The 24250-nt window shown below is 70.1% G+C and carries 21 protein-coding genes; 4 read left to right on the forward strand and 17 right to left on the reverse strand.

The genetic code is table 11. The features are described 5' to 3' along the window. The 5 genes from ACOJSN_RS03890 to ACOJSN_RS03910 all read right to left on the reverse strand — a co-directional run. The coding region (locus tag ACOJSN_RS03890) for an alpha/beta hydrolase family protein (RefSeq protein WP_420111198.1) at positions 1-1224 on the reverse strand (1224 nt) is incomplete at its 3' end. Positions 1225-1364: 140 nt separating this feature from the next. Next, complete coding sequence (era, locus tag ACOJSN_RS03895) at positions 1365-2288, reverse strand: GTPase Era (RefSeq protein ID WP_420111199.1); 924 nt, start codon at positions 2286-2288, stop codon at positions 1365-1367. Continuing rightward, the gene (locus ACOJSN_RS03900) at positions 2285-3601 is read right to left on the reverse strand and encodes a hemolysin family protein (protein ID WP_420111200.1); all 1317 of its coding nucleotides are present in this window, start codon (positions 3599-3601) and stop codon (positions 2285-2287) included. The genes era and ACOJSN_RS03900 overlap by 4 nt, the downstream gene beginning before the upstream one ends. Continuing rightward, a complete protein-coding gene (gene ybeY, locus ACOJSN_RS03905) occupies positions 3598-4050 on the reverse strand; it encodes an rRNA maturation RNase YbeY (protein ID WP_420111201.1) in 453 nt (150 codons plus the stop codon). Before ybeY ends, ACOJSN_RS03900 begins: the two co-directional genes overlap by 4 nt. Then, the gene (locus ACOJSN_RS03910) at positions 4047-5117 is read right to left on the reverse strand and encodes a PhoH family protein (protein WP_420111202.1); all 1071 of its coding nucleotides are present in this window, start codon (positions 5115-5117) and stop codon (positions 4047-4049) included. Before ACOJSN_RS03910 ends, ybeY begins: the two co-directional genes overlap by 4 nt. Positions 5118-5208: 91 nt before the next feature. Between ACOJSN_RS03910 and ACOJSN_RS03915 the strand changes: the two genes are divergently transcribed. Continuing rightward, the gene (locus ACOJSN_RS03915; RefSeq protein WP_420111203.1) at positions 5209-6750 is read left to right on the forward strand and encodes a phytoene desaturase family protein; all 1542 of its coding nucleotides are present in this window, start codon (positions 5209-5211) and stop codon (positions 6748-6750) included. Between the two features lie 7 nt (positions 6751-6757). Here the strand turns inward: ACOJSN_RS03915 and ACOJSN_RS03920 are convergent, their stop codons facing one another. The 4 genes from ACOJSN_RS03920 to ACOJSN_RS03935 all read right to left on the reverse strand — a co-directional run bounded on the left by ACOJSN_RS03920 (position 6758) and on the right by ACOJSN_RS03935 (position 13528). After that, a complete protein-coding gene (locus tag ACOJSN_RS03920) occupies positions 6758-7609 on the reverse strand; it encodes a type II CAAX prenyl endopeptidase Rce1 family protein (RefSeq protein WP_420111204.1) in 852 nt (283 codons plus the stop codon). Between the two features lie 43 nt (positions 7610-7652). After that, a complete protein-coding gene (locus tag ACOJSN_RS03925) occupies positions 7653-8195 on the reverse strand; it encodes a hypothetical protein (protein WP_420111205.1) in 543 nt (180 codons plus the stop codon). A gap of 269 nt (positions 8196-8464) precedes the next feature. Next, complete coding sequence (gene tyrS / locus ACOJSN_RS03930) at positions 8465-9682, reverse strand: tyrosine--tRNA ligase (RefSeq protein WP_420111206.1); 1218 nt, start codon at positions 9680-9682, stop codon at positions 8465-8467. Positions 9683-9907: 225 nt separating this feature from the next. Then, positions 9908-13528, reverse strand: coding sequence for an ATP-binding cassette domain-containing protein (locus ACOJSN_RS03935; RefSeq protein WP_420111207.1), 3621 nt, complete (start codon positions 13526-13528; stop codon positions 9908-9910). 236 nt (positions 13529-13764) lie between these two features. On the opposite strand from ACOJSN_RS03935, the gene ACOJSN_RS03940 reads away from it, so the two are divergent. Then, complete coding sequence (locus ACOJSN_RS03940; RefSeq protein WP_420111208.1) at positions 13765-14463, forward strand: phosphotransferase; 699 nt, start codon at positions 13765-13767, stop codon at positions 14461-14463. 5 nt (positions 14464-14468) lie between these two features. Here the strand turns inward: ACOJSN_RS03940 and ACOJSN_RS03945 are convergent, their stop codons facing one another. From ACOJSN_RS03945 to hrcA, 3 genes are read right to left on the reverse strand one after another with little or no spacing between them, the layout of a single operon-like run. Next, positions 14469-15230, reverse strand: a complete 762-nt coding sequence (locus tag ACOJSN_RS03945) for a 16S rRNA (uracil(1498)-N(3))-methyltransferase (RefSeq protein WP_420111209.1) — start codon at positions 15228-15230, stop codon at positions 14469-14471. 10 nt (positions 15231-15240) lie between these two features. Next, positions 15241-16365: a molecular chaperone DnaJ gene (dnaJ, locus tag ACOJSN_RS03950; RefSeq protein ID WP_420111210.1), complete on the reverse strand. Its 1125-nt coding sequence runs from the start codon at positions 16363-16365 to the stop codon at positions 15241-15243. A gap of 34 nt (positions 16366-16399) precedes the next feature. After that, on the reverse strand, positions 16400-17425 hold the full coding sequence (hrcA, locus tag ACOJSN_RS03955) for a heat-inducible transcriptional repressor HrcA (RefSeq protein WP_420111211.1): 1026 nt from the start codon (positions 17423-17425) through the stop codon (positions 16400-16402). A gap of 113 nt (positions 17426-17538) precedes the next feature. Here hrcA and ACOJSN_RS03960 point away from each other — a divergent pair, with 113 nt between their 5' ends. Then, positions 17539-18387 carry a DUF3097 domain-containing protein gene (locus ACOJSN_RS03960; RefSeq protein ID WP_420111212.1) on the forward strand — a complete coding sequence of 283 codons (849 nt, stop codon included), beginning with the start codon at positions 17539-17541 and terminating at the stop codon, positions 18385-18387. Positions 18388-18399: 12 nt separating this feature from the next. Here ACOJSN_RS03960 and ACOJSN_RS03965 read toward each other — a convergent pair whose 3' ends face one another. The 5 genes from ACOJSN_RS03965 to ACOJSN_RS03985 form a co-directional block, all read right to left on the reverse strand. Further along, a complete protein-coding gene (locus ACOJSN_RS03965; RefSeq protein ID WP_420111213.1) occupies positions 18400-18663 on the reverse strand; it encodes a hypothetical protein in 264 nt (87 codons plus the stop codon). An 88-nt stretch (positions 18664-18751) separates the two neighbouring features. Then, entirely contained in the window at positions 18752-19735 is a 984-nt protein-coding gene (locus tag ACOJSN_RS03970) for a hypothetical protein (protein ID WP_420111214.1), read from the reverse strand. Positions 19736-19817: 82 nt separating this feature from the next. Continuing rightward, positions 19818-20963 carry a radical SAM family heme chaperone HemW gene (gene hemW, locus ACOJSN_RS03975; protein WP_420111215.1) on the reverse strand — a complete coding sequence of 382 codons (1146 nt, stop codon included), beginning with the start codon at positions 20961-20963 and terminating at the stop codon, positions 19818-19820. Next, complete coding sequence (gene lepA / locus ACOJSN_RS03980) at positions 20960-22885, reverse strand: translation elongation factor 4 (RefSeq protein WP_420111216.1); 1926 nt, start codon at positions 22883-22885, stop codon at positions 20960-20962. Before lepA ends, hemW begins: the two co-directional genes overlap by 4 nt. Positions 22886-22907: 22 nt before the next feature. Then, positions 22908-23480 carry a CueP family metal-binding protein gene (locus tag ACOJSN_RS03985; RefSeq protein ID WP_420111217.1) on the reverse strand — a complete coding sequence of 191 codons (573 nt, stop codon included), beginning with the start codon at positions 23478-23480 and terminating at the stop codon, positions 22908-22910. Between the two features lie 71 nt (positions 23481-23551). On the opposite strand from ACOJSN_RS03985, the gene ACOJSN_RS03990 reads away from it, so the two are divergent. Beyond that, on the forward strand, positions 23552-24223 hold the full coding sequence (locus tag ACOJSN_RS03990; protein WP_420111218.1) for a hypothetical protein: 672 nt from the start codon (positions 23552-23554) through the stop codon (positions 24221-24223). Positions 24224-24250: the final 27 nt, after the last annotated feature.

The following is a 24250-nucleotide window of genomic DNA, read 5'->3' on the forward strand; positions in this document are numbered from 1 at the left end:
CGCCACGAACACGACCATCACGGCGACGGCTGCCAACCCGGCCGCCGCTGTGTGTCGCGCGACCGGCGCCGGGAGCCTGCGGCCGGTACGGCGCCGTGGCAGCGCGGTCAGCACCCACAGCAGCGGGCCGATGACCAGCAGCAGCGCCGAGGCCACGGCGGTCCAGATCAGCATGTCGCCGTCGGCATACCAGCGCGGGCGGGGCAGCGGCTGCGCCTCGTACGCCTGCACAGGCTGGTCGCCCGCGATCCGTGGCTCGGCACCGCCGCTGTCCGGGAGGCCGAGGGTCCAGGACGCCAGGACGTCGGTGAACCCGGGCGCCAGCGCCTGATCGATCCGGATGCCGTGGTTGGCGCCGGCGAAGTAGCGCAGCGTGTAGGCGTCGTTGCCGTTCGACGCCATGTCCGCGATCACCTGCTGCGGCCCCTGGATCAGCGGCATCGAGGTGTCGCCCGTGCCGTACGTCATCAGCACCGGTTGCCTCAGCTGTCGCTGCCAGGGTGAGACGTCGAAGTCCGCGTACTCGAAGCCTCCACCGGGGATGTTCGCTCCGGTGGCGCGCGGGATCGCGCGGAACACCGGCCATGGCACGTGCGTGTTGCGCAGGTAGCTGTCCATCGCGAAGGCCCCCTGCTCGCGCGGCGGCACCACCGGCGCCGACACCAGGATCAGGAACGCGACGTCCGGCTGCAGCACCGCAGCCACGGGCGAGATCCACGCCCCCTCGCTCTCCCCGTAGATCCCCACCCTGGCCGGATCCACCCCCGGCGTGGCCGCGAGCACATCCCACGAGAGCAGGTAGTCGCGCGCCATCGCCACGTAGTCGCGAGAGGACGTGGTGTAGGTGTCCATCCGCTTCGCGGGCACCAGCACGTACACCCCTGCGCTGGCGAGCGCCTGCGCCTGATCCTCGAAGTTCGTGTGCCCCGCCGTGCCGGCACCGTGCATGAACAACATTCCCGGCTGCCCGTCGGGCGCCCCGACCGGCGCCGTGAGACGGGCCGTGACCACCGCGCCGTCGAGCTCGATCTCCATGTCGGTGACCGTCGTCTCGTAGGTTCCGATCGGCGTCGTCGGCTCCGTGGTGGTGATCGCCACGTCGGTGGAAGCCACCGTGAGCGGGTCGGCGAGCGGCTCGGGGTCCCACCGCGGCCCCGCGATCGACCCGATCAGACCGAGCAGGAGGATCGTGCCCAGCACAGCGAGCACGAACCGGGCCTTCACATATCTCAGCGTAAGCCTCCCGCCGCCTCCCCCTGACCACGCCCGTGATGCGCAGTTGAGTCGGGGACGCTCGCGCTCTCGGCGGCTGCTGTTGACGGCCCGCTCGATGCGCTCGCGCGATCTGGCATGAGCAGCGCCGGTCAGAAACCGAGCTTGCGGAGCTGCTTCGGGTCGCGCTGCCACTCCTTGGCGATCCTCACGTGCAGGTCGAGGTAGACCGCCGCACCGAGGAGTGCCTCGATGCCCTTCCTGGCACGTGTCCCGATGTCGCGGAGCCGGGAGCCACCCGCCCCGATGATGATGGCTTTCTGGCTGTCGCGTTCCACGTACACCTCGGCGCGCACGTCGAGCAGGCGCCGGCCGTCGCGGCGCGGCTGGTCACGCTCGACGATCTCCTCCACCACCACCGCGAGCGAGTGCGGCAGCTCCTCCCGCACTCCTTCGAGCGCTGCTTCGCGGATCAGTTCGGCGACCATGATGTGGTCGGGCTCATCGGTCAGCTCGCCGTCGGGATACATCTGCGGCCCCTCGGGCACGTGGCTGAGCAGCACCTCCACGAGCACGTCGAGCTGGAAGTCGCCCTTCGCGGAGACCGGGACGACGTCGGCCCATTCGCCCAGTGCGGCGACCTCGAGCAGGTGCTCCATCAGTCGTTCCTTGCCGACGGCGTCGGCCTTGGTTGCGACCGCGACCACCGGTGTACGGGACTCTCGCAACTCCTGGGCGATGTACCGGTCACCCGGGCCCACCTTCTGGTCGGCCGGCAGGCAGAACACGACGACGTCCACCTCGGCGAGTGTGCCGCGGACCAGCTCGTTGAGCCGCTCACCCAGCAGTGTCCGCGGTCGGTGCAGGCCGGGCGTGTCGACCAGCACCAGCTGGCCCTTCGGCCGGTTCACCACGCCGCGCACGGCCCGGCGAGTGGTCTGCGGACGCGTCGAGGTGATGGCGACCTTCAGACCGACGAGCGCGTTGGTCAGCGTGGACTTGCCGGCATTCGGGCGGCCGACCACGCACACGAAACCTGCGCGGAACTCGCTGCTCAGGTGACCCTCCGCCGTCATCGACTCGCCTCCTGCTCAGCCTCGACCGGGGCGCGACTGACCCTGATCGTATCGATGCGGCGCCGCCGGCCGGCGGCGTTCACGGCCGTCAGCTCCAGGTCGTGCGTCACCGCGTGAGCACCTTCGATCGGGACCTTGCCCAACGCCTTGGCGAGCAAGCCCGCGACCGTGTCGACGTCGTCGTCCTCGATCGGGATCTCGAACAGGTCACCGAGCTCGTCGAGCGGCAGCCGCGCCGGTACGAGGTAGCCGCCCTCACCGTCCTCACGGATCTCCGGCTCGCTGCGGTCGTGCTCGTCGGTCAGGTCGCCCACCAGCTCCTCGAGGATGTCCTCGATGGTGACGATGCCGGCCACACCACCCCACTCGTCGAACGCCACCGCGATGTGGATGCCGGAGGCGCGCATCTGCTCGAGCAGGTCGTCGAGCGGCTTGGTCTCCGGGACCAGGACCGGTGCCCGGAGCACTGCCTCCACACGCTCCTGCTCACGCTCGGGTCGGTTGAGCGTGTATCGCAGCAGGTCCTTGAGATACAGGACGCCACGCATGTCGTCGACGCTCTCCCCCACCACCGGCACGCGCGAGAAGCCGGACCGCACGAACAGGTTGCGCGCCTTCGCGAGCGTGGTGCCCGCGGACAGGCACACCATGTCGGTCCGGGGCACCATCACCTCGCGCACGATCGTGGAGCCGAGCTCGAACACCGACTGGAGCATCTCGCGCTCGTCGTCGTCGATCTGCTCGCTCTCGCTCACACGGTCGACCATCTGGCGCAGTTCCTCCTCGTCGACCGCGCGCTGCTCGCCGGCGGTGCGGCCGGCCCGTTCGCTCAGCCGCCCGAACAGGTGGGCGAGGGGGGCGGTCGCGCGGACCAGTGCCAGCATCAGCGGCCCCACGGTCGCGAGCACCGACACCGGGTTCGTGCGGCCCACCCGACGAGGGCTGGCTCCGACGACGATCATCATGATCAGCGCCGCCAGCAGGATCGAGCCGCCCAGCACCTGCCACCAGGTCTCGAGCAGACCCACGAGCACGAGAGTCAGACAGACCGCACCGGTCATCTGCGCCAGCACCAGCAGGTAGTTGGTCACGCGCGTAGCGGGGCCGGGGTCCTCGGCGACGGCCACGACGGCGGCCTTGCCACGCCCCTCCGCCTCGTGGGCGGCTGCGCGGGTGATGGTGCGCGCTGCCTCCTCGCCCGCCGACAGCACCGCGCCCAACGCGATCGAGGCCAGGGCGAGGATCAGCAAGGGGCTGATCGGGACGCCGTCGGCCGGGCCGGTGGTGGCAGCGAGAACGGGTAAACCGCTCATCTGTTCGCGAGGAAGGTGAGCAGGAGCTGGCGCTGCAGCGCGAACATCTCCTTCTCCTCCTCGGGCTCGGCGTGGTCGAAGCCGAGCAGGTGCAGGATCCCGTGGGTGGTGAGCAGGAGCATCTCCTCCTCGGGCGAGTGGCCGGCCGCCCGCGCCTGCGTGACCGCGACGTCCGGGCAGACCACGATCGAACCGAGGATGCCCTCCTCGCTCGGGTCATCCACATCGCCCGGGCGGAGCTCGTCCATGGGGAACGAGAGGACGTCCGTGGGTCCTTCCTCGTCCATCCAGCGCACGTGCAGTTCGGCCATCACCTCGGTGCTGACGAACCGGATCTCCAGCTCGGCCTGCGGGTGCACGTGCATCTCGTCGAGCACGTAGGTGGCGAGATCGCTGAACTCCACCTCGTCGAGCTCGTAGCCCGACTCGTTCGTGACGTCGGTGCTCACCGCTGGTTCCGCCCGGGTCGTTCTTCGCGCCGTGATCGGTGCGGCCGGCCGTCGGCACCGCGCTGGGTGGTGTCCCAGCGGTCGTAGGCGTCGATGATGTCCGCCACCAGGCGGTGCCGCACCACGTCCGCGCTGGTGAGCCGGCAGAACTTGACGTCCTCGATCTCGGTGAGGATCTCCTGCACCACCCGCAGACCCGACTGGGTGCCGCCGGGCAGGTCCACCTGGGTCACGTCGCCCGTGACCACGACCTTGCTCTCGAAGCCGAGCCGGGTGAGGAACATCTTCATCTGCTCGGGCGAGGTGTTCTGGGCCTCGTCGAGGATGATGAAGGCGTTGTTCAGGGTTCGCCCGCGCATGTACGCGAGCGGCGCCACCTCGATCGTGCCGGCGGCCATCAGACGCGGGATCGAGTCGGGGTCGAGCATGTCGTGCAGCGCGTCGTAGAGGGGGCGCAGGTACGGGTCGATCTTGTCGTTGAGCGTGCCGGGCAGGAAGCCCAGGCTCTCCCCCGCCTCGACCGCCGGCCGGGTCAGCACGATCCGGCTGACCTGCTTCGCCTGCAGCGCCTGCACGGCCTTGGCCATCGCGAGGTAGGTCTTGCCGGTACCGGCCGGCCCGATGCCGAACACCACAGTGTGCCGGTCGATCGCCTCCACGTAGTCCTTCTGCCCCACCGTCTTCGGGCGGATGGTGCGCCCGCGGTTGGACAGGATGTTCATCGTGAGGACCTGCGCGGGGCGGTCCGTGGTGGCGGCGGTGAGGATCGTGATCGCGCGCTCGACGGCGTCGGCCTCCAACGGCTGCCCGCTCGCGGCGACCTGGCTCAGTTCGTCCAGGAGGCGCTCGGCGAGGGCGACGTCACCCGGGGGCCCGGTCAAGGTCACGACGTTGCCGCGCACGTGCACGTCAACGTGATCGAAGCCCTTCTCGATCGCACGCAACACCTCGTCGCGGCGACCCAGCAGAGCAACCATCGGGACGTCGTCGGGAATCGTCACCTGGTGGGTGACGTCGGCGGCACCGCCGGGCGGGGACATCGCTGGCTGTGGGGTGCTCTCAGACATGGGCAGGGCCGCGGCCCCGACTGCTCCTTGGACGAACGATTGGGTCGAGATCCAGCCTACCGGCGGCCACCCACTCTTAGGCTCATGCTTTGTGGACATCGTGATCATCGGAGGCGGGCACAACGCGCTGGTGGCAGCGACCTATCTGGCCAGGGCCGGCCTCGCCGTCGAGATCCTCGAGGCGTCCGACCACGTAGGCGGTGCTGCTGTCAGCGAGCGGCCGTTCCCCGGCGTGGACGTGCGGCTGTCTCGGTACGCCTATCTCGTGAGCCTGCTTCCGGCTGCGCTGATCGCGGAGCTGGGTCTGGATCTTGAGCTCGCCGACCGCTCGGTCGCCTCGTGCACCCCGTACGACAGCGTGGCGGGGCCTGATGCGTTGGTCGTCACCGACGATCTCGAGGCCACTCGAGCGTCGTTCCGCGCGCTGACCGGGGCCGAGCACGAGCACGAGGCCTGGGTCCGGTTCTACGACGATGCCCAGTATCTCGCCGATGCGCTCACGCCCACCCTGCTGGCGCCACTTCCGACGGCGTCGCACGTGCGCTCCCAGGTGCCCGAGCACGTGTGGCAGGACCTCGTCGAGCGGCCCCTGGGCGAGGCGTTGGAGCGGCGGTTCGCCCACGACCTGGTGCGCGGCGTGGTCGCGACCGACGCTCTGATCGGCACGTTCGCGTCGCTGCACGAGTCCTCGCTCGCGCAGAACCGCTGCTTTCTGTACCACGTGCTCGGCGGCCCGTGGCGGGTGCCGGTCGGTGGCATGGGGGCGGTGAGCGGCGAGCTGCTCCGCGTCGCGCAGGCGGCCGGGGTGCTGGTGAGCACCGGCCACCGGGTCACCGCGGTGGAGCCCGGTGAGGGCGGGGTCACGGTGCGTGGGTCGAGGGCCGACGGCGGTGGTTTCGTCCGCGAGTCGGGTTGGGCCCTGTCCGGGGTCGCCCCGGCCGTGCTGGCGTCGCTGTGCGGAGAGGCGGAGCCGGTACGGCCGGTGGGCGCACAGCTGAAGATCAACATGGTGCTCTCGAGGCTGCCGGAGCTGCGCAACGGCGTGGATCCCGCGGTGGCGTTCGCGGGGACGCTGCACAGCGGTGAGGGGTACGGCGACCTCGAGCGCGTACACGGTGCGGTCGCCGGGGGTACCCCGCTCGGATCGCTCGGCGGCCCACCTCCCGGCGAGGTCTACTGCCACACGCTGAGTGACCGCTCGATCCTGTCGCCCGAGCTGGCGGCCGCGGGGGTGCAGACGCTCACCTACTTCGGGTTGCATGTGCGGGCCGACGACCCGACCCCGCGCGAAGAGCTGGTCGCGGCGGCGGTCACCGGACTGGAGACCCACCTCGCCGAGCCGCTGGGGCCCCTGATTCTTACGGACGCCGACGGGCATCGGTGCCTGGAGGCCAAGGGGCCGCTCGACATCGAGGCCGAGCTCGGCATGCCCGGCGGGCACATCTTCCACGGCGACCTGGCGTGGCCATGGCTCGCGGACGCCGTCGAGCATCATGGCCCGGCACTGGAATGGGGTGTCGCGACCGGTTACCCGCGGGTGCTGATGTGCGGGTCGGGTGCGGTGCGCGGCGGCGCCGTCAGCGGCCTCGCGGGGCACAACGCCGCACATGCGCTGCTGGACCTGATCGGCTGACGCCTGCTCAGGGTGCGGTGATGAAGACGTCGAACAGGTCGGGCCGGTGGCCATGCACGAGGGCCATGAACACCACGACGTCGAACAACAGATGCACGATCAGCACATACGCGAACGACTTCGTCCTGGCAAACGTGAAGCCCTGGATCAGCGCGAACGGGATCGTGAGCGCGGGTCCCCAGCTGCGGTAGCCGAGCTCCCAGAGGAACGAGACGAACACCGCCGCCTGAAGGAGGTTCGCCTGCCAGAGCGGGAAGTGCCGCTTGTAGAGCGCGAACACGGTGCAGATGAAGAACAGCTCGTCCCAGGTTCCCACCGCGTTGACGCCGATGAAGAGCCGGACGATCTCGTTGGTGGTCTCGACCGGCGGCCAGTTCTGGTACGACCCGGAGGACAGGAAGTACCAGGGCAGGATCAGGTAGCCCGCGACCACCACGAACACGAGATACATCCATGCCGTCCGGCCCCAGGGCTGTCCGGTGCGGAGCGGGAACCGGATGACGTCGTCCTTGAACAGCCAGCGCGACATCGCCAGCGGGACCAGCACCGCGAGCGACAGGGCCACGGTGAACCGCGCCATCCCGGCGTTCGACAGGTCGGCCTCGAGCGAGATCGTGCTGATGATCGCTTGCCCGGTGGCGATGAGCAGCAGGCTGCGTCCGAGCGTGCGGTCGGCGACGAACCCGAGCACCACGCCCAGCACCAGCGGCAGGTAGCCGAGTGGGCGCACGTGCACGCCGAACAGCAGCACCGCGGCGAGCGCCACCAGCGCGCCGGGAATCAACCCCCAGGTCGGGACCGGGTGCGTCGGTGCGCTGGTCAGCATCGACCGTGCCCGGGCGGGCGCTGTGTCCGTCATGGGCCCACTCTCCCCTATGCCGGTGGCCGCACGCTGTGCGCGCTCACCTGATGGTGGCCAACGCGCGACGGTAGAGCTCAGGGTCGTCGCGGGTGGTCCGCGACACCGCCAGGTGTCGGTGGCTGAGGCGTTGCACGTAGTAGCCGCGGTACGGGAGCACGACGATCGTGTCGATGCCGGCCCTCCATGCCGGGATCAAGGCGTCGAGGCAGTCGTGCTCCGGACTCACGGGCGGCAGCGGTCCCCGGATGGCCATGTCCCACTCCGAGAGCGCAGACAGGTCGATGCCGTCCCGCCCGAATTCGCTCTGCCAGTACGGCGGAACCGGATCGTCGGAGGCGAACCAGGCCCACGCCTGCTGCCAGTGCCGGTTCCAGCGTTCGGTCCACTCGTCCGGAGATGCTGTCGGCGGTATCGCCGAGTCGCCGACACGTGGCACGGGATCCAGATCCGGGATGCCGCGGTCACGGGCGAGGCGCCAGGCATGCTTGACGTAGAGCAACACGATCAGGTGGCTGTGTGCGTCGATACCGATGCGCATGTTGTGCGGCCAGGGGTTGCCGAAGATCGGGACGTTCGATCTCATCGCTCCTCCGTTCGGCCACCTCGCCAAGCGCACCGGCCGCCTCCGCGGCCTCCGCGGCCTCCGCGGCCTCCGCGGCCTCCGCCTCGATTGTGGCAGGGACTTCTGGTGCGGCGGGGATAGCCGGATTGCCCGCCACGCGGAGACGCCGCCGATCACTGCCGACGCCGACCCGAAGCCCGGCTCGGTCGCCCACACCCTGTCCGGCCAGCTCGGCGCTCACCCGCTTATACCACTGCCGCGAGGTCTCGGGCATGCGTCGATCCTGCCAGTCACTCGTGCGTCGCAGGCGGCGCAGCCACGCTGAACCATCGGCGGCGGCCGGCCCTGATGACGTCGCCGACCACGGGTCTGACGGCTTCGGAGGGATTCGTCACCGTCGCACCGTTCATCGAGACCGCACCCTCGATCACCAGTCGGCGGGCAGCGTTCCCCGACAGGTCGGGGCGGAGCTCGCGCACGAGCTCAACCATCGTTCGTGGTTCCTGATCGAGCACGACTGCGGCGACATCGGCGGGGACGCCCTGGCGAGCGAATACCCGGATGAACTCCGCGCGCGCCCGGCGCGCCTCGACGGCACCGTGGTAGCGAGCGACGACAGCCTCGGCGAGATCGAGCTTGGCGTCGCGCGCAGCCGGTCCGCCCACACGCGCCCGAGCGCCGAGGTCTGCCACCGACGAGCTCGAGAGGTCGGTGTAGACCCGAGCCCACAGCTCGATGAGGTCATCCTGCAGAGTCATCAGGCGTCCGAGCTTCTCGCCGGGCGAGTGTGTCAGTGCGACGTAGTTGTCGAGCGACTTGGACTGCTTCGCGCCACCATCGAGCCCAGGGGTGATCGTGCTCGTGATCACCGTCTGCGGACGTTGACCATGCTTGGCCTGCAGGTGCCTGCCCACCGTTTCGTTGAAGAGCTGGTCGGACCCGACGATCGTCAGGTCCGACTCCAGCGCGACGCTGTCGAAACCTTGCAGGACGGGGTAGATCAGCTCATGGACTCCGATCTCGTCGTCGCTCGCGATCCGGTCCTGGAACATGTCGCGCGCGATCAGGTACGCGTGGGTGGTGAGGCTGAGCTCGCTGAGGAGGTCGGTGATGCTCATCCGGTCGTACCACTCGGAGTTCCGTCGGATCTCGAGCAGCTCCGGGTCGGATCGAAGCACCAGGCCGACCTGTGCGAGGAACGCCCGCGCATTCGCATCGATCTGCTCAGCATCGAGGACGGGTCGCGTGCGGCTCCGACCGGTCGGGTCGCCGATCCTGCTGGTCGTGTCGCCGAGCAGGAAGACGACCCGGTGGCCGAGATCCTGCAGGTACCGCATCATCCAGAGGTTGACGGCGTGGCCCAGGTGCAGATCGGGGGCGGTGCAGTCGACGCCGAACTTGATGCGCATCGGCGCTCCGCTCTCCAGGCGCTGAACGAGGTCGTCGCGCCCGAAGATCTGGTGCGTCGTGCGGTCGAGGTGCTCGAGCACCGATGTCGGGGTGGTCATCAGGATCATCTCCGGTCCATGAAGGAGCGGAGACCTCCCAGACAGCCGCCGCTCAGAAACGACAACGGGTGAGGACCGGACCGGTCCTCACCCGAGCTCTGGGGCGGCTGTGCGTCAGCGCGACGTCATCGAGCAGCTCGCTCCAGAGCCGCTCGGATACACGTTCGCCGTTCGCATCCCGGAAGCCTACCGGCACGCCGTCGCGCGTGCAGCGATGTGGACCCCTCAGCCCGCGAGATGAGCCCAGCGCGCGGAGAGCCGCTCCCACGGCCCGACCTCAGCCACCGTGCCGTCGACGAGCACCACCACGCGGTCGGCGCGAGCGAGCGCGGCGCGCTTGGAGGTGGCCCCGACCACCGTGGTGCCTCGCTCTCGCAGGGCCGACCACAGCTCGATCTCGGTCGAGGCGTCCAGGGCGCTGGACACGTCGTCGGCAAGCAGCAGCTCGGTGTCGGCAGCGAGCGCCCGGGCGAGCGCGTGCCGCTGCACCTGGCCGCCCGAGAGGCGCACGCCCCGGTGCCCCACGAGCGAGTCAGGGCCGCCCGCCTCCTCGACGTCCTGTGTGAGCCGTGCGCTCCGGATCGGACCGTCGAGATCGCGCGCATGGTCAAGGCGCACGTTGTCCGAGAACGTGCCCGAGAGCACCCGCGGCACCTGAGCCACGTGAGCGACCTGCGCCGGTCGCAGGTAGCTCTGAGCATCCCGCACCGCGGTCCCGTTCCACCGGATGTCACCGCTGTGCTCGACAAGCCCTGCCAAGGCCGAGAGCAGCGAGGACTTCCCCGAACCGACCTGCCCCAGCAGCAGCACGAGCTCACCGCGTCGCACCTCGAGGTCGACGTCGTACACGCCGATCGTGCCGTCGTCGTGGACGGCGCTGAGCCCGTTGAGCTCGAGACGGTCCAGCGGCTCACGCGTCGGCGCCGTCGGAGTAGGCGCCCGACCCGTCACCAGGTCCACCTCCGGCACCTGTGCGGTCAGGTCCGCTCCTGCGGCGAATCTGGCTGTGGCGACCTGCCAGGACCGTGTGCCCGGTGCCTCGGTCACGACCGCGCCCGCCACCACGCCGAACCAAGCGAAGCCGGTCACGGCGTTGGCGACAAGCAACGTCGTCGCCAGGTCCCACCGCTCGGTGAGCAGGAAGCCCCAGGCGACCACCACGCCGATCCCCAGCGTGACCATCGGCACCGCGTCGAGAACGGCCTGGACACGGTGCTCGAAGATCGCCGCGCGCACGCGCCCGGCGTCGACGTGTCCGAGGTGCCGCCGTACCTGCGGCGTGCGAGCCGCCAGCTTGACGGTTCGCGCCGAGTCCAGCGCCGATACCAGTGCCCGCCCGAAACCGGCGCGAGCGGCCGAGGACCTCGTGGCCGAACGCCCCGCGATCGGCCGCCCGATCGCGGACGCTGCCGCCGAGATCACCATCACGCCCAGCAGCACGGCACCCGCCGTCCAGGTGCCGCTGATCAGCGCGGTCACGCCCACGATCAGCAACCCGTTGACGAAGTCGACCCACCGGTCCGCGTAGCGCGCGAACCGGTCGGCGTCCATCGCCCGCGCCACCACCTCACCTGGCGGCGTGGCAGGCAACCGGTGCTGGCGAGTTTGCCCGTGCATGACGCTCATGCGGATGCGCAGCAGCACCTCGACCCACCAGCGCGGGTACAGCCCCACGGCACGGGACAGCAGCAGCGGCTGGGCCATCAGCAGCACAGCAAGCGAGACCACGATCACCACCGGGACAGAACCATCCCGAACCTGCTCAACGGTGCGGCCCCACAGGAATCCGGTCACGGCTCCCTGGGCTGCGACCAGCGCCGAGAGCAGGAACAGGAACGCGGCGAACGCGCCCCACCACGGCCTGACCAGCAGCGCGTTGAGGATGCCTCGCGCGAGGCTCGGACCCGTTCCTGGCTCGGGGACGTCGGGCGGTGCCCCGGTTCGACGGCGGCCGCCCACCGCCTGCGCGGCAGGCTCACCGGGCTGCGTGGTCCGACCGGAGTCCGCAGGCTCGTGGCTGTGCTCGGCCGCCTCAGCAGGCGCCGAGGCGCGCTCATCGAGGTTGCTGTCGTAGTCCTCGTCGTCCAGCGACCCATCGCTGGCGCCCGCCTCCAGCAGGGTGCGGAACGGTCCCGGCTCACGCGCAAGCTCGGCGCGCCGACCCTGCTGCACCACCCGGCCGTGATCCAGCACGGCCACATACCCGGCGCGCTCGATCGTGCTGAGTCGGTGTGCGATGAGCACGCCGCTGCGGCCCGCCAACAGCCGATCCGAGGCGGCAACCACACGCGCCTCGGTCAACGGGTCCATCCGCGCGGTGGCCTCGTCCAGGACCACCAGCTGGACGTTCCGCACCAGCAGCCTCGCGAAGGCGACCAGCTGCTCCTCGCCCGCGGACAAGGTGGTGCCGCCCGGCCCCAGCAGCGTGTCAAGCCCCTCAGGCATGCCCGCCACCCACTCGTTCAGACCGAGCTCGCGGACCGCGGCCTCGAGGTCGTGGCGCGGAACGTCCGCGAACAGCGCGATGTTCTCCGCAAGGGTCCCGGCCAGAATCTCGGTCCGTTGCGTCACGACGCCGACGGCGCGGCGCAGCTTCTGCAGATCGAGGTCGCGCACATCGGTGCCCGCGAGGAAGACCGAGCCGGGCTCGGGCTCCACCGCCCGTGAGAGCAGCGCGGCGAGCGTCGACTTGCCCGAGCCCGTGCGCCCCACGAGCGCGAGCGTGGCGCCCGCAGGCAGGCGCAGGCTGACGTTCGTCAGCGCGAAGGTGCCCTCGGCGTACGCGAAGCTCAGATCACGCAGCTCCAGATCGAGCGGTCCACCAGGGACCTCGTCGCCGCCCTCCGGCTCCGGCTCCAGCGCGAGCATCTGCCGCAGCCTGATGATGGCGCCGAGCCCCTCCTGGATGTCGGGCAGGTGGTGCACGAGGTTGTCGATCTGCCCGATGAACATCGCGGTCACCAGGAACAGCGTGACGAGCTGCTGCACCGAGAGGTCACCGCCCGCGGCGAGCACGGCGCTCACCACTGCGGTGGCGGCGAGCAGCGCGTAGGTCAGCAGGCCCGCTCGGCGGATCAGCTTCTCCTCGACCCGGACCACACGGTGGAACTTCTCGTGCACCGCAGCGGACAGCTGGGCGAGGCGGCGCGCCGCGAACGGCTGGCCGAGGCTCGTCCGCAGGTCGTTGCGCGCAGCGACCGACTCCTCGAACGCGGCCGCATGGTCGGTCCACGCCATCTCCTCGATCACCTTGCGCCGCGCGATCTCCCCGAGCATCCGCCGGGTGGCGAACCACACGATCACCGCCAGCAGCGGGAACAGGATCCATGCCGGCCACCAGGTGAGTCCGGCCACCACCCACATGGGCACCGTGCCCGCCACGGTACGGCCGGCACCCCACAGCTGCCGGCGTACCAGCGTCCCAACCGCGTGCGTGGCGTCGTCGACCCGGTCGAGCACCTCGCCGACAGCTTGCTCCGAGAGTGCCGACAGCGGCTGTGCGAGCGCCGCATCGAGCAGGTCGCTTCGCAGCTTGCCCTCCGCACGGTCCACGACACCGGCCCAGATCACCTGGCCCGTGCCATCCAGCAACGCTCCGCCGACCACGCACACGGCGAGCAGACCCAGGCCGGCGAGCGTCGCGTTCTCGGCCAGTCGACCAGCCGCGGCGGTACCCAGCACCTGCCCGAGCGCCCCGAGCGTGAGGGTGACCAGCGCGACCACGGCCGCTGGGCGACGGAGCCGACGCCAGTCCAATCGCCGGGCAGGGTCGTCGGGCCTGGTGGCAGCCCGCAGCGACACCTTGTCCGCGGGCGTGAACTCGGGGTTGGCGGGCGTCTCGATCATCGGTCCCTGACGCTACGTGCCGGCACCGACATCCCTCGCCTCAATTTCGACCGATTTCGGCGCGTGGGAACAGCGCGGCACAACCTGCCGTGACCGCATGCCATCGTGGACGGATGCCGTTCATAGAGCCACAGCCCGAAGATCCTGAAATCCCCCTCATCGGCGGCGACGTCACTGAGGGCCTGGTGCGGAAGGGTCCGACGGTGCGACGACCGGCCAGTCCATCGTCTACACGAGTGCACCAGCTCCTCCAGGAGCTCGAGCGCCGAGGCTTCAGTCACGCGCCCCGGTACCTGGGTACCGACGGCGAAGGGCGTGAGGTCCTCACCTTCGTCCCTGGGGAGGTTGCCGGACGCCCCTGGCCGGCCTGGGTGGGTGACGACAGTCGAGCCGAGAGCGTGGCCCGCCTGCTGCGGCTCTACGACGATGCTGCGGAGCAGGTCGGGGTCCCCGCGTGGGCCGTCGAAGCGTCCGATCCCCCGCGGCTTCCCTCAGCAGGTCCCGCTACCCTCATCGGACATCGAGACATCACGCCTGAGAACGTCGTGTTCCGGGACGACGAGGCCGCCGCGCTGATCGACTTTGACCTCGCGCGACCAGCTGCGCGTGTCGAGGAGGTGGCAAATCTCCTGCTGTGGTGGGGGCCCTGGATGCACCCGAGCGATCGGCAGGAAGCGGTCAGTGCCGTCGACCCCTTCGCGCGCGGCGCGCTCCTGGTCGACGCGTACGGATTGGATGATGACGGCCGGCGCCGGCTGCTCCCCGTCTCGCGAGAGATCGCCGAGCTCTCCTGGCACGGCATGAAGCGCCGCGCTGACACCCTGGGCGGCGGCTGGAGACGGATGTGGAATGACGGCATAGGCGACGTCATCCTCCGCCGCCAAGAATGGCTCGCGAAGCATGAAGGCTCCCTCGCTTCCGCAGTGGGCGGGTGAACCAGTCAGCTCCACCGGCCGAGTCGGGACGCGAGCACAGCCATGGCAGCAGGCCCGGCGGTGGAGCTGCGGAGCACGTTCGGGCCGAGCAGCACCGCGCGCGCACCCGCGCCCACCACAGCGTCGATCTCGCCGTCGCTGATCCCGCCCTCGGGTCCGATGACGATCATGACCTCATCCACGCCGTCGAGCGGGACGTCGACCAGCGGCGAGGTGGCCACTTCGTGCAGCACCAGCACCACCGCTCCCCCTGCCACGGCCTCGGCGACCGTGTCGACCATCGCGGCGCCGCGCACGAACGGCAGCACCTCCGGCAGCCACGACCGCCGTGCCACCTTGCTCGCAGCATGCACCAGGGAGCGCCAGCGCTGCTCGCCCTTGGCCGCCTTCTCTCCGCGCCACTGGACGACCGACCGTTCCGACTGCCACGGCCGCACCGCATCGACGCCGAGCTCCGTCGCCGCCTCGATCGCCATCTCGTCGCGCCCGCCTTTGGCGAGCGCCTGCACAAGCGTCAGTCGCGGCAGGAGCCGCTCCTCCTGGTTCACCTCGAGCACGGAGATCACGACGGCGGCCGGTCCCGATCCCTCGGTGACCTCACCTCGGAGCCTGGTCCCTACGCCGTCGACCACCTCGATCGGTTCGCCGGCGCGAAGGCGCTGCACCGAGCCCGCGTGACGGGCCTCGGGCCCGGTGAGCGTCCAGGAGGCTCCGGCACGCACACCGGCGAGCTCACCCGGCTGGACCACGAACACCGGTGCGGTCATGCGGGGGCGCTCACCGACCGGCGAAGGTGTCTCGGAGCTTGCGCAGCACCGAGCTCTTCACCGGTGAGATTCGCGGGTCGGGACGCTCTTCGCCACGCTCGGTGGCGAGGTCCCGCAGCAACTTCTCCTGCTCGGGACTGAGCCGGGTGGGGACGGTCACCTGCACGTGCACGTGCAGATCGCCGCGGCCGGACGCCTGCAGGTGTCCCACACCGAGACCCCGCAGCGTCACGATGTCATCGGGCTGCGTGCCCGGCTTGATGTCGACCTCCTGAACGCCGTCGAGGGAGTCCATGGTGACCACGGTGCCGAGCGCAGCCGCGGTCATCGGAAGCTCCACCGTGCAGTGGATGTCGTCGCCGCGGCGGGTGAACACCGCGTGCTTGAGCTCGCGCACCTCCACGTACAGGTCACCCGCCGGCCCGCCACCGGGGCCGACCTCGCCCTGGCCGCTCAGCTTGATGCGGGTACCGGTGTCCACGCCCGGTGGCACGTTGACCGTGATGGTGCGGCGGCTGCGGACACGGCCCTCGCCGGAGCACTCGGGGCAGGGATCGGGGATCACCGTGCCGAAGCCCCCGCATGCCGTGCAGGGGGCGGTGGTCATGACGTTGCCGAGGAACGAGCGCGCCACACGCTGCACCGACCCACGGCCCTGGCACTCCGGGCATGTCTGCGGTCCGGTGCCCGGCCGGCAGCAGCTTCCATGACAGACCTGGCACGCCACGGCGGTATCGACCGTGATCTCCCTGGCCACGCCGAACGCGGCCTCGCTGAGGTCGACGTCGATCCGGATCAGCGCGTCCTGACCGCGCCGCACGCGGGATGCCGGCCCGCGGCTGGCTCCCGCGCCCCCGGCGGCCTGGAAGAACGACTCGAAGATGTCGCTGAACCCGCCGAAGCCGGCGCCACCGCCCGGCATCCCGGAGGTGCCGCCGCCGAGGTCGTACATCCGCCGCTTCTCGGGGTTGGAGAGCACCTCGTGCGCGGCGCTGACCTCCTTGAACTTGTCGGCCGCATCGGGGCCGGCGACGTCTGGGTGGTACTGGCGCGCCAGCTTGCGGTAGGCGCGCTTGATCTCGTCGGGAGAGGCCTCCCGGGACACGCCGAGCACCTCGTAATAGTCCGTCGTCACGCTTCTCGTCTCGTCTGCTCGTTCGTCGGTGGCGTCAGGACGCCAGGATCTTGGACAGGTACCGCGCCACCGCTCTCACCGCGGCCATGGTGGAGGGGTAGTCCATCCGGGTCGGACCGACAACGCCCACCTGGCCGAACCCGCTGCCATCGCCGAATGTTCCGTAGGCACCGGCCACGACAGCGGTCTCGCTGAGCCCCTCGTTGTGGGTCTCAGCGCCGATACGCACCGCCAGCGGCGACTCCTCGCCCATCTCGGTCAGCAGGCGAAGCAGCACGACCTGTTGCTCCAACGCCTCCAGCACGGGCGAGATGGTGCGGGTGAAGTCGACGTCGGCACGGGCAAGGTTCGCCGTGCCTGCCATGACGATACGCTCCTCGACCTCCTCCGAGAGGGTGTCGGTGACCACCTCGGTGATCTCGGTCACCAGCGCACGGTCCTCGGGAGGGAAGGCAGCGACGATCTCGCCGAAGGCACGCACGAGCTCGGGCATACGCCGCCCGACGCCGGCCGCGTTGAGTCGCGCCCGCAGCTCGGCGAGCAACGTGTCGTCGACCTGCACGTCGTGGTCGATGGAGCGCTGCTCCACCCGCCCGGTGTCGGTGATGATGACGATCATCAGCCGCCGCGCACCGGCGGGCACCAGCTCCACGTGCCGCAGCGCCGAGCGGCGCAACGAGGGGTACTGCACCACGGCGACCTGCTGCGTCAGCTGCGAGAGCAGCCGCACGGTGCGTTCGAGCACGTCGTCGAGGTCCACAGCGGAGTCCAGCAGCTCGGCGATCGCGCGCCGTTCCGCGGTGGAGAGTGGCTTGACCACATTGATCCGGTCGACGAAGGCTCGGTAACCCTTGTCCGTGGGGATCCGCCCGGCGGAGGTGTGCGGCTGTGCGATGTAGCCCTCTTCCTCCAGCGTGGCCATGTCGTTGCGGATCGTGGCGGGCGAGACGCCGAGGTTGTACCGCTCCACGAGGTTGCGGGAGCCGACGGGCTCGCGGCTGCGGACGTAGTCCTGCACGATCGCGCGGAGCACGTCGAGCTGTCTGTCCTGCCGTTCCATCGACTCGCCTCCTCCCGGGCACGTCACGACCGGTGGCACTCGCCCGGTCCGAGTGCCAATTCTACGCGGCGCCTCCCACACATGTGGCTCGTGCGTGCGTAACGTCACGCACCGTGACCCACGACCGCTACGGCTCCGACGTCCTCTCCCACGACCCGCACCGCGCGCGCAAGCCCCAGACCACCGATGTCCCCGCAGAGCGGGGTCTCGTGGTGGAGGACGTCACGAGCGGCTGGGTGGGCGCCGTGGTCCGCGTGGAGAAGAGCGGCGGTGAGCACGTGGTGGTGCTGGAGGACCGCAACGGACGCACCCGCACGTTCACGCTCGGCGCCGGGTTCTGGGTGGACGGCAAGCCGGTCCGGCTCGTCGCACCGCGACCGCAGCAGCGAGCGAGCGGCACCGCCCGCACCGCCAGCGGCTCTGTCGCCGTGTCGAATGCCCGCGCCCGGGTCGCCCGCGCGTCCCGCATCTGGGTCGAGGGCCGCCACGACGCCGAGCTCGTGGAGCGCGTGTGGGGCGACGACCTCCGGATCGAGGGCGTGGTCGTGGAGATGCTCGACGGCGTCGATCACGTGGTCGATCGGCTCACCGAGTTCGGGCCGAGCAGCAAGCGCCGCGTCGGCGTTCTCGTGGATCACCTGGTTCCCGGCTCGAAGGAGACCCGGATCGCCGACGACGTGATGGCCCGGTTCCCGGGCGTGCTGGTGCTCGGCCACCCGTACGTGGACGTGTGGCAGGCCGTGCTGCCCGGCCGCGTGGGGCTCGAGGCATGGCCCCACGTGCCGCGCGGCACCGACATCAAGGTCGGCACGCTGCGTGCGCTGGGCTGGCCCGCCAGGAACCAGGCCGACATCGCGGCCGGCTGGAAGCGGATCCTCGGACAGGTCCGCGACTACAAGGACCTCTCCCCCGCCCTGCTCGGCAGGGTCGAGGAGCTGGTGGACTTCGTGACCGTCGACTGACGAAGGGCTGCGTCAGCGACCGGCAAGACGGCTCAGGAGCCGTCGAAGACGTCCGCCGCGCGCTGGACCCTCCGGCCGGTCGGTGTCGTCGACTTCGTAACCCGGTCCGGGCGGCCCGTAGGCATCGGGAGTCAGGTCGGACGGCGGCACGAACCCGCCCTCGTCGGGGCCGGGATAGGCGCCGCGCGGGTCAGGAGCCGGACCGTACGTGGCAGGCGCCTCGTCCCGCGCGCCAGCCGCGGCAGGGTCCGGCTCGGCCGGCGGCTGCTCGGTCATTGTGCCTCCGTCATGTCGACATCGTCAGGACGCAGGAGCGGGACTCACGGTGGCGGGGCGCACATTCACGCCCCGCCACACGCGGCGATCAGGCCGGCGCGACCTGCTGGCCGGACAGCGTTCGGTAGGCGAAGACACCGGCGATCAGGACGATCGGGTACGCCACGAACACACCGAGGCACAGTGCGATCAGACCGAGCAGCATCACACCGATCGACGCCAGGATGAGCAGCAGCACGTTGCCCACGTTGCCCGTGACCAGCTGCATGCTCCGCTTGAACGCGTCCACGGGCGAAGCACCCGTGTCGAGCGCGATCGGCACGGCGAACATTCCCAGGAGGAAGATCGCGAGCGCGAGCAGCCAGCCGATGAAGGGGATCAGGTTGACGATGTACGCAGCGGCGACCAGCAGCGCGGTCAGGAAGCCCGGTCCCGCGTGGTCGAACTTGATGAAGTCGCCGAACCCGTTCAGACGCCCGTTCACCTTGTGCACGGCGCCCTGCTGGATGATCACCGCGAGCAGCATCGCGGCAATGCTGGAGAGCGCGCCGAGGAACTGTTCACCGATCGAGGGGGTGGCGGCTGCAGTCAGCGCCTCGATGTCGTTGAAGTCGACGTTGACGCTGGGGTTGAGGAGCGAGCTGAGGAGAGCGCTCACCAGCAGCACGATGACCGACCATCCCAGGAAGCCACCGACGTGCGACTTGAACGAGTTCCAGCCGTAGCCGATCGCGCCACCGACCGAGAACACGGGCTGGCCTGCACCGAATGCGCCCGGAGCGCCCGCGGGGCCGCCGTACTGCGGAGCGCCGTACTGGCCGTACTGTCCGGGAGGCGGCGGAGGTGCCGACGGGAACCCACCACCGGGGCCGGCAGGCGGCGGCGGGGGCGTGCCACCGCCCGGAGGAGGCGGCGGGGTGCCGTAACCCGGAGGCTGATCGGCCGGCGGCTGCTGTGGGCTGCCGTAACTGGGCGGCTGAGCGGCCGGCGGCTGGTTCGGCGGCGGGAACCCACCGGACTGCTCTGGCTGCTCGCCTCCGGGGTTCTGATCCTCCGGCGGGTTCTGGGTCATGTCACTCCTGTGGACGAAAGATGGAGATCTCGTGCGCGCCTACCGTACCGAGTGATGCCAGATTCGTGGGGATGCGGCGTGATCACGCCACGAGGCGTCCCACCACCGTGTCGGCCAGCAGCCGGCCACGGCGCGTCAGCCGAGCAACACCCGCTGCGGCCGCATCCGGTTCGACCAGCCCCTCCACGGCGAGCTGTGGCAGCAGCGCACCCGCGCCGCCCTCGACCGGGAGCCCCTCGACCAGCCGGATCCCAAGCAGCACCCGCTCGTCGGCGATCTGCTCGGGTGTCAGCACCTCGGACTCCGCGATCGGCAGCTCACCCGCCTCGACGCGCTGCGCGTAGGCGCGCGGATGCTTGACGTTCCAGAACCGCGTCCCCGCGAGGTGGCTGTGGGCCCCGGGCCCGATCCCCCACCAGTCGTGCGAACGCCAGTACGCGACGTTGTGGCGGCAGCGCTGCACGGGCGTCCGCGCCCAGTTGGAGATCTCGTACCAGCCATAGCCCGCCTGCTGCAGCAGATCGTCGGCGAGCTCGTACTTCGCGGCCTGATCGTCACCGTCGACACCCGGGAGCTCGCCGCGCCTCACCCGGGCGTGCATCTTCGTGCCCGGCTCGATCGTCAGCGCATAGGCGGAGACATGGTCCGGTTGCAGCGCGAGCACCGCCTCGACACTCGTGCGCCAGTCCGCCAACGACTCCCCCGGCGTGCCGTAGATGAGGTCGAGCGAGACGGCCAGCCCAGCCTCTCGCGCCCACTCGACCACCTGCGGCACCCGCTCGGGGTCGTGCGTGCGGTCCAGCGTGGCCAGCACGTGCGGCACGGCCGACTGCATCCCGAACGAGACCCGCGTGAACCCGGCCGCCCGCAGGGCTGCCAGCTCGACCGGGCCGACCGAGTCAGGGTTCGCCTCGGTGGTCACCTCGGCGCCCTCGGCCAGACCCCAGGTCGACGCGACGGCGTCGACCATCGAGGCAAGATCCGCCGTCGGCAGCAAGGTCGGGGTGCCGCCGCCGAAGAACACGGTCTGCACGGGCCGGCCAGCGAGCCCGCGGCGCCGCAGCTCGGCGTCCGCGAGCGCGACCTCCGCCACCGCCGTCGCGGCGTAGGAGGCCTGCGACGCGCCGCCGCCCAGCTCCGTGGACGTGTACGTGTTGAAGTCGCAGTACCCGCACCGCACCGAGCAGAACGGCACATGCAGGTAGACCCCGAAGGGTGTGGTGCTCACTTGCCCTTGGCGTCCTTGGAGCCGGCGTCCGAGGACAGCGCGGCCACGAACGCCTCCTGGGGGACCTCGACGCGGCCGATGTTCTTCATCCGCTTCTTGCCCTCCTTCTGCTTCTCCAGCAACTTGCGCTTACGGCTGATGTCACCGCCGTAGCACTTGGCGAGCACGTCCTTGCGCATCGCGCGGATGGTCTCTCGGGCGATGATGCGGCTGCCCACGGCGGCCTGGATCGGCACCTCGAACTGCTGCCGGGGAATCAGCTCCTTGAGCTTCTCGGTCATCATCACACCGTAGGAATAGGCCTTGTCGCGGTGAACGATCGCGGAGAACGCGTCGACCGGCTCGCCCTGCAGCAGGATGTCGACCTTGACGAGATCGGCCTCGGCCTCCCCGGTGAGCTCGTAGTCGAGCGTCGCGTAGCCGCGGGTGCGTGACTTCAGCTGGTCGAAGAAGTCGAAGATGATCTCGGCGAGCGGCAGCGTGTACCGCAGCTCGACCCGGTCCTCGGACAGGTAGTCCATGCCCTGCAGCGAGCCGCGCCGCCCCTGGCACAGCTCCATGATCGTGCCCACGTAGTCGCTGGGCGCCAGCAGCGTCGCCTTGACCAACGGCTCGCTGACCGTGTTGATCTTGCCGACCGGGAACTCGCTGGGGTTGGTGACCACGACCTCCTTGCCATCCTCCATCGTGACGTCGTAAATCACGTTGGGGGCGGTCGAGATCAGGTCGAGGTTGAACTCGCGTTCGAGCCGCTCCCGCACGATCTCCAGGTGCAGCAGCCCCAGGAACCCGCAACGGAACCCGAACCCGAGCGCCACCGAGGTCTCGGGCTCATAGGTGAGCGCGGCGTCGTTGAGCTGCAGCTTGTCGAGCGCCTCACGGAGCGCCGGGTAGTCGGAGCCGTCGATCGGGTACAGCCCGGAGAACACCATCGGCTTGGGGTCGGAGTACCCGGCGAGCGGCTCCGTGGCCGGCTTGGCGGCGTTGGTGACCGTGTCACCGACCTTCGACTGACGCACGTCCTTCACCCCGGTGATGAGGTAACCCACCTCACCCACCCCGAGTCCCGCCGTCGGCTTCGGCTCGGGCGAGGAGACGCCGATCTCGAGGAGCTCGTGCGTGGCCCGGGTGGAGTGCATGAGGATGCGCTCGCGCGGGCTGAGGTGGCCGTCGACCACGCGCACGTAGGTGACCACGCCCCGGTAGACGTCGTAGACCGAGTCGAAGATCATCGCGCGAGCCGGGGCATCGGGGTCGCCCACCGGTGCGGGCACCTCCTGCACGATCCGGTCCAGCAGCGCCTCGACGCCCTCGCCGGTCTTGCCGGAGACCTTGAGGCAGTCCGCAGGGTCGCCGCCGATGAGGTTGGCGAGCTCCTCGGCATACTTCTCCGGCTGCGCGGCGGGCCGATCGATCTTGTTGAGCACCGGGATGATCGCGAGGTCGTTCTCCATCGCGAGATACAGGTTGGCGAGCGTCTGTGCCTCGATGCCCAGCGCCGCGTCCACGAGCAGCACCGCGCCCTCGCATGCCGCGAGCGACCGCGACACCTCGTAGGTGAAGTCCACATGGCCGGGAGTGTCGATCATGTTGAGCGCGTAGGGCTGCACCGTGCCTGATTCATCAGCCACGCCCCACGGCATGCGCACCGCCTGGCTCTTGATCGTGATGCCACGCTCGCGCTCGATGTCCATGCGGTCGAGGTACTGCGCGCGCATCTGGCGGTCGTCGACCACACCCGTGAGCTGCAGCATCCTGTCGGCCAGGGTCGACTTGCCGTGGTCGATGTGGGCGATGATGCAGAAGTTCCGCAGCAGCTCGGGCGCGGTGGCGGCCGGTGCGATGCGGTCCGCCTGGGCGGATGCGGTGGGGATCGGGGGCAACGAGGGTCCTCGGACTGGCAGGGACGTGGCTGTTGCCATGGTCCCATGCCGCGGCGGCAGCTCAGGTCAGCCGGAGCGTGGTGAGGCACGTGAGGTCATCGACACCGGTGGTCACCACCGCGGACCCGCTGCGTCCGTCGCTGGTGATCGTGACCTCGGCCTCGATGTCGTCCGGGAGCCAGTAGGCCACGTAGCCGTTGTCGTAGGTCTGCGTCGACTCCTCGACCAGCACCTCGCCGGTGGCCAGGTCGACGACGGTGACATCCACGTCGGTCGCCGCGAGCTCTCCGGTGCACGTGGTGAGGCTGTGGAAGTAGCACCCGTGCGTGTGCTCGCGGTACGGCGCGATCGAGAGGTGGAACATCCCCTCCGGCGCAGCCACCACACGCTCGGCGCCCGTGGCGTCGGCGAGCAGCACCTCGTCCGAGCGCACCGACACCATCACGTCCTCGGGCCGTTCCGCCGGCGGCATCGACTCCAGCAGGTCGATCATGTCGACGACGTCCATCTCGGCGAGTGAGGTGAGGTCCAGTACCGCGGGTGCAGCGGCGTCCTCGGCGCTGCACCCCGCGGTGGCTGAGACGACCAGGGCGAGCCCGGTCAGGCTGACGAGCAGGCGGCGGAGCGAGATCACGTCCCCGAAGCTACGACGCCCAGGAGCCCCGCCCCTGGGTCCAACGTCCCGCGTGCGTGACAATGGTGGGTATGAGCACGTTGTCGGAGAACCTCGGTGCCTTCGCTCGCGGGGGCGCCCAGCTGTTGCGATTCCCGACGGCGTTCCTGCTCGGGTGGGCCACTCTCGTTCTGCTCATCCTGGCTGGCCAGGTATGGGCGCTGCTCGCGCCGACAGGTGGCCCGGGCGTGGTGGGTACCGTGCTGCTGACCGCGTTCGTGGCGCTGCTCGCGCTGCCCGTGCTGGTGCTGGCGCTGCGGCGCCGCCGCTGGCTCCGGCTCACCTCGGAGTCCGAGACCAGGACGCGGCCGGTGGTCACCGATACCTCGGTCGACCTCATCCACATCGACTCGCTCTCCGACAAGGTCGAGGACGACATGACAGGCCTGGAGGGCGAAGAAGACGTGCGGGCCGTGATGGACGCGTTCACCGAAGTCCAGCTGCCCGAGGCCACCCGCCGAGGCGCCGGTGCCCGCATGACGCGCATGTTCGGGTTCGGACGGTTCGCGGTGATCGGGCGCGTGTTCGGCCGGATGGAGCGCGCCCAGCGTGCACTGCTCACGGCGGCGGGAGGACCCACCAAGGCGCCGTACCTGGTGGACGACCTCCGGGTCACGGTGGCTGCGTTCGCCGGCACCATGCTCACGATCGCGGTCGGCGGGCTGTCGATCCTCGTGCTCGCGGCGGTGCTGATCACACGCTGACATCTGTCACGGGTGAAGTCATGACGC

The organism is Pseudactinotalea sp. (assembly GCF_048594945.1).
In the GTDB taxonomy this organism is placed as follows: Bacteria; Actinomycetota; Actinomycetes; order Actinomycetales; family Beutenbergiaceae; genus Pseudactinotalea.

Bases quoted from the DNA above. Each gene is read 5' to 3' on its own strand.
- ACOJSN_RS03900 (WP_420111200.1), bottom strand. From the start codon at position 3,601: ATGAGCGGTTTACCCGTTCTCGCTGCCACCACCGGCCCGGCCGACGGC.
- era (WP_420111199.1), bottom strand. From the start codon at position 2,288: ATGACGGCGGAGGGTCACCTGAGCAGCGAGTTCCGCGCAGGTTTCGTG.
- ACOJSN_RS03970 (WP_420111214.1), bottom strand. From the start codon at position 19,735: ATGACCCAGAACCCGCCGGAGGATCAGAACCCCGGAGGCGAGCAGCCA.
- ACOJSN_RS03920 (WP_420111204.1), bottom strand. From the start codon at position 7,609: ATGACGGACACAGCGCCCGCCCGGGCACGGTCGATGCTGACCAGCGCA.
- ACOJSN_RS03935 (WP_420111207.1), bottom strand. From the start codon at position 13,528: ATGATCGAGACGCCCGCCAACCCCGAGTTCACGCCCGCGGACAAGGTG.
- hrcA (WP_420111211.1), bottom strand. From the start codon at position 17,425: ATGGAACGGCAGGACAGACAGCTCGACGTGCTCCGCGCGATCGTGCAG.
- ACOJSN_RS03965 (WP_420111213.1), bottom strand. From the start codon at position 18,663: ATGACCGAGCAGCCGCCGGCCGAGCCGGACCCTGCCGCGGCTGGCGCG.
- ACOJSN_RS03945 (WP_420111209.1), bottom strand. From the start codon at position 15,230: ATGACCGCACCGGTGTTCGTGGTCCAGCCGGGTGAGCTCGCCGGTGTG.
- ACOJSN_RS03910 (WP_420111202.1), bottom strand. From the start codon at position 5,117: ATGTCTGAGAGCACCCCACAGCCAGCGATGTCCCCGCCCGGCGGTGCC.
- ACOJSN_RS03925 (WP_420111205.1), bottom strand. From the start codon at position 8,195: ATGAGATCGAACGTCCCGATCTTCGGCAACCCCTGGCCGCACAACATG.
- tyrS (WP_420111206.1), bottom strand. From the start codon at position 9,682: ATGACCACCCCGACATCGGTGCTCGAGCACCTCGACCGCACGACGCAC.
- ACOJSN_RS03990 (WP_420111218.1), top strand. From the start codon at position 23,552: ATGAGCACGTTGTCGGAGAACCTCGGTGCCTTCGCTCGCGGGGGCGCC.
- lepA (WP_420111216.1), bottom strand. From the start codon at position 22,885: ATGGCAACAGCCACGTCCCTGCCAGTCCGAGGACCCTCGTTGCCCCCG.